The following is a 7479-nucleotide window of genomic DNA, read 5'->3' as shown; positions in this document are numbered from 1 at the left end:
GCAGGCCGATTTCGCAGCTGAGTGCCGGAGAGCTTCAGCGTGTCTGCATCGCCGCAGCGCTGGCGCAGCAACCGGAAGTGCTTTTGTTGGATGAGCCTACGAGCTTTTTGGACTTGCGCCAGATCGCCCGGTTGTCCCGTTTACTTTTGCGTCTGAAGAGCGATGGACTCACCATCCTTTGTGCTTCGCATGATCTGCGCCTTCTGAGAAAACACTCCACTCAAGTTTTGTTGCTGGAGGAAGGTAAACAAATCGGGTTTGGAATGTATGAAGAAGTCCTTACCGAAGAACGGTTGGCAACCTTGTTTGAATTCGAGCTGATATGAAAGTTTCACTGGAGCAAGCGCGAAGCTTGCTGAAATCTTTTGCGGGAATGAAGGGCAGTTTTCCGTTTCGATTGGGGACCACTTCTTATATCTATCCGGGCGAAATTGTTCCGAACGTCGAGCTCCTGGGCGATTTCTTAGATGAGATACAGCTTTTGCTGTTTGAAGGGAATACGATTTCGAATATTCCGGATGCTTCCACCATTCGTTACTTGAATGAACTGGCGGAATCAAAAAACATAACGTATTCGGTTCATCTGCCTCTGGATGCATACCCGGGACATGAAAATGAATCATTCCGGAGAGATTCCGTTGCAATGATTCAGCGGATTTATGAAGTTGGTGTCCGCTTGCGCTGCAAACATTTCGTTTTCCATTATGCGAGCCGCAACCCCGAGGGAACGCCGTTCAAAGATTTGCAGAAGTGGCGCGACCAGCTCTGCAAATCAACCGAAGAATTGCTGGAATCGGGTATCGTACCCCAATCTCTCTGCGTTGAAAATCTAGCGTATCCGTTTTCATGGGTGGCAGATCTTGTGGACCGGTATGGTCTTGCCAAATGCATCGATATAGGGCATCTGCGCGTGAATCATTTCCCGGTCAAGAACCACCTCAACAAGCATCTCCGTGAAACGAAAATCATTCATCTTCACGGATTGAAGAAAGGGATCGATCACAATGGACTTTCCCCGAAAGACAGAAGAAGCACTCACCAGTTGATGGAGAAAATGGATGAGATCAAATACAGCGAGACACTCATTCTGGAGGTTTTTCAACTGGATCATCTGCTGGAAAGTCTAAAAACATTTAAACGATTCTGGAACAAATGGGAAACACAAAAGTTGTACTCATAACAGGTGGAGCGAGAAGCGGAAAGAGTCGAATGGCTCTGGAACTTGCTTCCGGTCATTCGCCCAGAATCTTCCTTGCAACTGCCGAGGCTTTGGATCAAGAAATGAAGGACCGGATCCGCAAGCACCAATTGGATAGGGGAGATGACTGGATCACGCTTGAGGAGCCGGTGTTTTTGGCACAAACATTGGAACGACGTTCCAGCGGAACAATGGTGGTGGACTGCATTACGCTGTGGCTTTCGAATCTTCTGATGCGTTCCTACAATCGGCAACAAATCGAAACTGAAGTTGCCCGTTTGGTAGAAGCGCTTCAAGCAAGGGCATCCACTACGATTGTAGTAACAAACGAAGTCGGCATGGGTATTGTGCCCGAAAATGACTCCGGACGTCTCTTTCGAGATCTTGCCGGTATAGCGAATCAAAGGATTGCAGAAGTTGCTGATCGAGTAATTTTCATGGTCAGCGGTTTGCCTTTTCAATTGAAGTGAGGATGTGATGAAAATACCAGGAATCGAACCCGTTGTTGTGCAATTTTTCAAAAGTGCTCAGGAACGCTGGGACAATCTGATTAAACCTCAGGGAAGTCTGGGCCGTCTGGAGGAGATTGGCTCGCGGATCTGTGCCATCACCCGAACCGGCATGCCGGAGGTGAAGAACAAGCGACTGCTCGTATTTGCAGCCGACCATGGAATTGTTGCGGAAGGAGTCAGCGCTTACCCGCAGGATGTCACAACTCAGATGGTTCGTGGTTTCCTAACCGGAAAAGCGGCAATTTCGATTCTTGCTGATAAAGAAAAAATCGATTTGAAAATTGTTGACATGGGAATTGCCGCAAGGATTTCTCACAACAATCTGATCACAGTACACATTAACAATGGAACCAGAAATTTCGTCAAAGAATCCGCGATGACGTCAGATGAAATGAGTCATGCGTTGCAAGCGGGAATTCAATTTGCGGACCAGGCCAAAGCCGAAGGAATTCAGCTAATTGCCGGTGGCGATATGGGGATCGGAAATACAGCTGCAGCCAGCGCGATCTATTCGGCTCTGTTCGGAATTGATCCTGAACTTGTAACCGGAAAAGGGGCTGGCCTGGACGAATCAGGAAGACTTAATAAAGCTGCGATCATCCGCTCCGCGCTGAATCGGTGGAATATTTCCTCCATGAAACCGCTGGATATCCTTCAATACTTTGGAGGGTTTGAAATTGCGGCGCTCACAGGACTCTATCTGGGAGCAGCCGCGAGCTGGCTTCCTGTTGTGGTTGATGGCTTCATCTGCACAGCGGCAGCAGCAATTGCCATGGCGCTTGTGCCGCCATGCCGTGAGTATATGTTTTTTGCGCACGACTCCGCGGAAATGGGCTACAGAAACGTTCTTCAACATCTCAATGTCGAACCGATTCTGAATTTGGAAATGCGTCTGGGAGAAGGCACTGGCGCTGCTCTTGCGATGGGAATCATTGATTCGGCGGTAAGTCTGTTCCGGGAGATGCCGACGTTTGAACAGGCTGATGTATCACGCAAAAAAGAATGAACTCGTTCTTGCTGGCGCTCCAGTTCCTTACTGTTATTCGCATCCCACGAATGGTTGATTACCGGCCGGAGGATTTTTCCTCCAGTTTGCGCTGGTTCTTTCTCATTGGTTTGTTGATTGGTTCTATCCAATGGATCCTTTCGTGGGCCGGGCTGAAGTATCACTTTCCGGTTGACTTGCTGGCTCCACTGGTTCTGGTTGCGGGACTCATTCTAACGGGCGGATTGCACTTGGATGGAATGGCAGATTCTGCGGATGGTTTTGGCGCGGGAACCGATCGTGAATCGGTTCTGCGGATCATGAAAGATGATCGAATTGGAGTTTATGGAATTGCAGCAATTGTTCTCACTTTATACGTGAAAATCATTGCCATTTCCTATGTCTTAAAAGCCGGTCAGGTGGGCGTGATTTTGCTTTCACCAATGCTCTGCCGTGCTTTGCTTTCTGTGACCTGCACGCTTCTACCTTACGCGCGATCTGAGGGTACAGGGAAGGCCTTCGCTGAAGGGAACTTCTTCAAGCACGCATTTCCCTCCCTGTTCCTCTGTGTGGCAATTCAATTCTCTTTTTTTAGATTTCCTGGATTGTATGTTTTCGGAATCGTGTGTCTTGTGGGCTTGCTGTTTTGGGGTTATTGCTATGGAAGAATCCGAGGTTTTACCGGGGATACTCTGGGCGCGCAATGCGAAGTTACGGAAATCGCAGCGCTTCTTTCCGGCTCAATGCTACTATAGCGGCATGAAGGTTGTCATTTTTTATACGAAGAACGGCGAACAAGAAGTGGAGGTCGGCCGTGTCTGGAACGAAGGTGGTCAGCTGCAAGGAACTGTTAATGAGATCTTTTTGAATGATCTGAAGGACTGGCTGATGAAATCAGGGGAAGAGGTAGAGGATTACCTTCAAGATCTACACAAACGATTTGACGGCACCTTTCTTTACGCCGGACCGTACAGGGAAGCGACCGACTGAGTCAATATTTTGAGAGGGCTTCTTTCAATTGCTGAGCTTCATTCTTATCGAGAAAATACTCCACCGCAGTCACGGCGCCGAGTTTCCTAACCGTAATCACCAGGCGAAAGCGATCATCGTCCGTTCTTTCTAACTCCAGAGTTTTGGGTTCCCGGAGGGTTTTGTATATTGTCTCCGTTTTCATTTCGTTTCGATTATATCGTGAGCATTCAGGGATTCGTTTGTGTTAGCATCCGAACATGTGGAGTTCAATAACCGTCACCGGTTCACCTCGAATTATGGTCGTCGATGCAACCGGGAACATTCAAGGATGGGAACATGAGTTCTCCGGCAGGTTGTATCACAGCCTGCAACGAAGCGGCCTGCAGTTGGTTGGAAATACGCCTTTGCGCGCGCATGATCCCCAAGAAATCATCCTGAACGATGCATTCAACTGCATGATTCTTTTTGTGCATGAACAACTCAAATTATTCTGGAATGTCCTTTGCCGGCAGTCAGCGGTCGCTCCGTTTTTGCTCGCGCTTTGCACTTGCGAGAGTTTCGATCCGCAGGTAAGCGAGGATGTTTTGAAATCTACACCCACGGTCGCGCCGCTTGCGATTGCACCGCTATCCTCCATGTCTTCGAGGGAAGCAGGACTCTTCTACCTGAAGTTTTTTACTGAATTGAAGCTTCATTCCAAGGAAAGTGTCAGCGGTAAAATGGTTTGGTTCTCCTTCTCCAAGGCAAGGGAACTGTTGCGCCGGCGCAGATACGTCGCCAAATTCGGTGTGCGCTGCTGAAATTCAGGGCTTCACGAGATCAGGAACGCTATTAGGTAAGGGATATTTTTTTGGTGTAAACAGCTCTCAGCAACTTTCACCAACCGGAGCGGACGCTGAAACCCGAATCTTCGGCAAAAGATCGCGGTAAACTGTCCGCTCCGTGGCAAATTGTCGCGCACACTCTAAACGTGCGCTCCGATAGATTATCGGCAGGCGGGGTAATAGGTTGCTTTGTAATTTTCATGCAGGCTGGAAGCCCGCGGCCCGTAATGCAGTCTAGAAGGTTGCGCTCCGTAGAGCGATGTACTTCGTATCACCGTCGTGGTAGATCATCTGTGTTATTTTCCCTTGATTATCGTTGGTTTTTCGATCCGGACCGCTGGTTCGCCCGGTGTGCGTCTGCCCTGAAACACTGTCATGCCTGTAACTTTCCCTTCCGGATTAAGGTCAAAACGAAGCCAGCCCTGTATCCCTTCGTAGAAGAACTCCGTTTGCGACATGGGTCGAACAGGGCGAGCGGGACCGTCCCCGCGCTGTGTGTAAAGAATGTTACCGGCTTTCAATACGCGACGGGATTCCTTTTCATTGATCTTGTAAGTTCCCACATACCGATCCAAGATTTCATCCGGAACCTGAACAATCTTCCGGGGGGAAATGAAGGGATCGATCGGAACCGTAATTCTTTTTTCCCGCAGTGGCTTGCCGCGCATGAATGTTTTTATCGCCGCCAGAATGTCCGGAGAAGAAAGGAAGAGTGGATCACTGTGTCCGGCTCCTTCAATAACGAGATGCTGTGAGTTTTTCAAGTGAGCCGCCACTGCTTCGGCATTCGAGGGCGGTGCGCGACCATCAAGAGTTCCGCTAATGAGAAGAGCGGGAATGTTCGACGTTACCGGCTTTCTAAAATCATCGCCCAGATCCAGATCAGATGGGCAGATTTCGGGAAAGGGAAAATTGATCGCGTCACCAAGCATCGCATTCTTCGCTTGCTGCGCGATTTCCTGAGACCACTCCCGATTTGCTCCTGAAGAACAATCCATTGCAATCGACATCGCATTTGGGGCTTCACCCATTCTGTTTTGCGCTGTAAGTAAAGCCAGCGCGGTCCAATCACTCTTCTCCAAACGCGAGATAAAATCAGGCATACCCGCGAAGGTTTCCGGGCCGACCAGCATTCCCGCAAGAGCATATTGCAAATCAAACTTTCCGACTTTGATTTGCGCAGTCATGCCATTTTGCGGATGCGTCAGTGATACAACCTGTGGTTCATGTTCCAGTGTTTTCAGAAGCTGTTGAAGAGAGCTCATTAAGTCCGGAACTGAAGCTGCAACCTTTGGATCTTTCGTTGCAAGCTCTGCAATCGTTGCCAGCAGTTTTTGTTGATCCGCAGGAAGCTTATACGTATGATGGAGTGGCTCGAGTCCAGCGAGAATTACACGATCAATGAAATCGCCATGGTATTTCATGGCCGCTAATGAGAGATGCGTGCCGTAGCTGATTCCCCACAGCGTTAAACGCGGCGACTTGAGCGCTATCCGCAGGTCATTCAAATCGGCTGCATTTTCGCGTGTATTATATGAGCTCAAGTTGATTCCTTGCTCCTGCAATCTTTGAAAACAGGCGCGCGCTGAATCCGCCAGAATTTTTCCTGCAACGGCGCGATCTAACGGTTCATTGAGTGGAACCAGGTATGTTTCCTTACACGAAATGTCCGGTTCGGACATTCCGGTGCCGCGCTGGTCAAAAGCAATCACATCGCCGAATTCACGCATCGCCATAAATAAAGGAAAGCGTGATCCGCGCGCTGCATCGATTCCGGAACCGCCCGGGCCACCAGCCAGATATACAATCGGAGATCGCTGACCTTTCGCCGTCGAAGCGAATTTTACAAAACGGAGAGTGATTACGCGTGAACTCTTCCCATTTCGATTTTCCGGCACAATGAGTTCTCCCAGCTCTGCCGGCACTTGTTTCCCGTCATCGCTTTCAAATTCATAGGTCTTGAAGGTCAACTGCGGTTTATCTGTCGCGTCAGCAACAGAAATCATTGCAATGAACAGAAGCGCGATTGTAAGAATCTTGTGCATGATGTGTTCTCCTTTTTCAGACAATACGACGCCCGCAAGACTTGACGCTGTTTGAATCGGTGAGCGTCTCATGGAATCGGTGAACTGCACGTTATGTCCGGGACTCGCATGCTAGACTAATTTCTATGACCCGCCCCACGACGATATTGTTGTTCCTTCTGCTTTCAGCTAAATCCATCTGGGGTGCCGAATTTATCAATCAATCGCAATTCTTGATGAAGGAAGGGGACGATCCTGCGTGGGCTGAACCTTCATGGGATGACCGGAACTGGACACTGACTGAACTTCGATTCACGCCGGCTGGCAACGAAATTTCATGGTTCCGGACAACGATCCATCTTTCACAAAAGCATCTTGTTCCTGGACATCCGCTTGGGATTTATTTTGCAGCATTGGCTGCGCATGAAATCTACTGGGATGGTGTTTTGATCGGTCGCGGAGGGAGACCAGCCACAACTCCGGATCAGGAAATTCCAGGGCCCATCCAGGCGCACTACGTCGTCCGGGAAAGTTTGGCAACCCCCGGGTCTCACACAGTTGCGCTCCGTACGTCCGCTCATCATCGCCACTTTGAGCCTCTTTCGGGGTACTGGATGTTATTGATCGGAGATTATGATTGGATTGCGGATGTCGGCAGGTATACAACTTCTGTTTCTCTGATCTCTTTGAGCGGGATGATCCTGGTGGGTATCTTCGCATTCCTTTTGTTTTTGGCGGATCGCGGGGACCGTTCTTATCTTCTTCTTGCACTGCTTGCAATTGTTGCTGCGCTGCTACTGATTGCTGAAGCGTGGCGAAATCTGTTCGGCTATACGTACAACTGGCACCTATTGCGGCTTTCCGTCATTACAGGCTTAACCGCCCTTCTGAATTTCTCGCTGCTTCTTTTTATGATCGTTCGGTTCCCGGGAAACGGGCGCAGATATTTTCTCGCGATCGGTCT

10 protein-coding genes are annotated in these 7479 nt (G+C 49.3%); 8 read left to right on the top strand and 2 right to left on the bottom strand.

The window, feature by feature from the left end; all coding sequences use genetic code 11:
* The 6 genes from L0156_09555 to L0156_09530 form a co-directional block, all read left to right on the top strand.
* Positions 1–326, top strand: a 326-nt coding sequence (locus tag L0156_09555; protein MCI0603247.1) for an ABC transporter ATP-binding protein, incomplete at its 5' end; no start/stop codon positions are given.
* Complete coding sequence (locus L0156_09550; protein ID MCI0603246.1) at positions 323–1180, top strand: sugar phosphate isomerase/epimerase; 858 nt, start codon at positions 323–325, stop codon at positions 1178–1180. The genes L0156_09555 and L0156_09550, both read left to right, overlap by 4 nt.
* The gene (cobU, locus tag L0156_09545; protein MCI0603245.1) at positions 1153–1668 is read left to right on the top strand and encodes a bifunctional adenosylcobinamide kinase/adenosylcobinamide-phosphate guanylyltransferase; all 516 of its coding nucleotides are present in this window, start codon (positions 1153–1155) and stop codon (positions 1666–1668) included. Before L0156_09550 ends, cobU begins: the two co-directional genes overlap by 28 nt.
* Before the next feature lie 7 nt (positions 1669–1675).
* The gene (gene cobT, locus L0156_09540) at positions 1676–2716 is read left to right on the top strand and encodes a nicotinate-nucleotide--dimethylbenzimidazole phosphoribosyltransferase (GenBank protein ID MCI0603244.1); all 1041 of its coding nucleotides are present in this window, start codon (positions 1676–1678) and stop codon (positions 2714–2716) included.
* A complete protein-coding gene (gene cobS, locus L0156_09535) occupies positions 2713–3450 on the top strand; it encodes an adenosylcobinamide-GDP ribazoletransferase (protein MCI0603243.1) in 738 nt (245 codons plus the stop codon). Before cobT ends, cobS begins: the two co-directional genes overlap by 4 nt.
* A 4-nt stretch (positions 3451–3454) precedes the next feature.
* Positions 3455–3685 carry a hypothetical protein gene (locus L0156_09530; GenBank protein ID MCI0603242.1) on the top strand — a complete coding sequence of 77 codons (231 nt, stop codon included), beginning with the start codon at positions 3455–3457 and terminating at the stop codon, positions 3683–3685.
* Between the two features lies 1 nt (position 3686).
* Here L0156_09530 and L0156_09525 read toward each other — a convergent pair whose 3' ends face one another.
* On the bottom strand, positions 3687–3869 hold the full coding sequence (locus L0156_09525; GenBank protein ID MCI0603241.1) for a hypothetical protein: 183 nt from the start codon (positions 3867–3869) through the stop codon (positions 3687–3689).
* A 55-nt stretch (positions 3870–3924) separates the two neighbouring features.
* Between L0156_09525 and L0156_09520 the strand changes: the two genes are divergently transcribed.
* Positions 3925–4467, top strand: a complete 543-nt coding sequence (locus L0156_09520; GenBank protein MCI0603240.1) for a hypothetical protein — start codon at positions 3925–3927, stop codon at positions 4465–4467.
* Positions 4468–4787: 320 nt separating this feature from the next.
* On the opposite strand, the gene L0156_09515 is transcribed toward L0156_09520, so the two are convergent.
* Positions 4788–6536 (bottom strand): alpha/beta fold hydrolase, encoded by a 1749-nt coding sequence (locus tag L0156_09515; GenBank protein MCI0603239.1) that lies wholly within the window; start codon positions 6534–6536, stop codon positions 4788–4790.
* A 125-nt stretch (positions 6537–6661) separates the two neighbouring features.
* Between L0156_09515 and L0156_09510 the strand changes: the two genes are divergently transcribed.
* A partial coding sequence (locus L0156_09510) for a hypothetical protein (protein ID MCI0603238.1) occupies positions 6662–7479 on the top strand: 818 nt, incomplete at its 3' end.

The sequence above is a fragment of the bacterium genome, from assembly GCA_022616075.1.
In the GTDB taxonomy this organism is placed as follows: domain Bacteria; phylum Acidobacteriota; class HRBIN11; order JAKEFK01; family JAKEFK01; genus JAKEFK01.
This window is presented reverse-complemented; position numbering and strand designations above follow the sequence as displayed.

Excerpts from the sequence above, each read along its gene's own strand:
- cobT (MCI0603244.1), top strand. The coding sequence starts at position 1,676 with ATGAAAATACCAGGAATCGAACCCGTTGTTGTGCAATTTTTCAAAAGT.
- L0156_09550 (MCI0603246.1), top strand. The coding sequence starts at position 323 with ATGAAAGTTTCACTGGAGCAAGCGCGAAGCTTGCTGAAATCTTTTGCG.
- cobS (MCI0603243.1), top strand. The coding sequence starts at position 2,713 with ATGAACTCGTTCTTGCTGGCGCTCCAGTTCCTTACTGTTATTCGCATC.
- cobU (MCI0603245.1), top strand. The coding sequence starts at position 1,153 with ATGGGAAACACAAAAGTTGTACTCATAACAGGTGGAGCGAGAAGCGGA.
- L0156_09515 (MCI0603239.1), bottom strand. The coding sequence starts at position 6,536 with ATGCACAAGATTCTTACAATCGCGCTTCTGTTCATTGCAATGATTTCT.
- L0156_09520 (MCI0603240.1), top strand. The coding sequence starts at position 3,925 with ATGTGGAGTTCAATAACCGTCACCGGTTCACCTCGAATTATGGTCGTC.
- L0156_09525 (MCI0603241.1), bottom strand. The coding sequence starts at position 3,869 with ATGAAAACGGAGACAATATACAAAACCCTCCGGGAACCCAAAACTCTG.
- L0156_09530 (MCI0603242.1), top strand. The coding sequence starts at position 3,455 with ATGAAGGTTGTCATTTTTTATACGAAGAACGGCGAACAAGAAGTGGAG.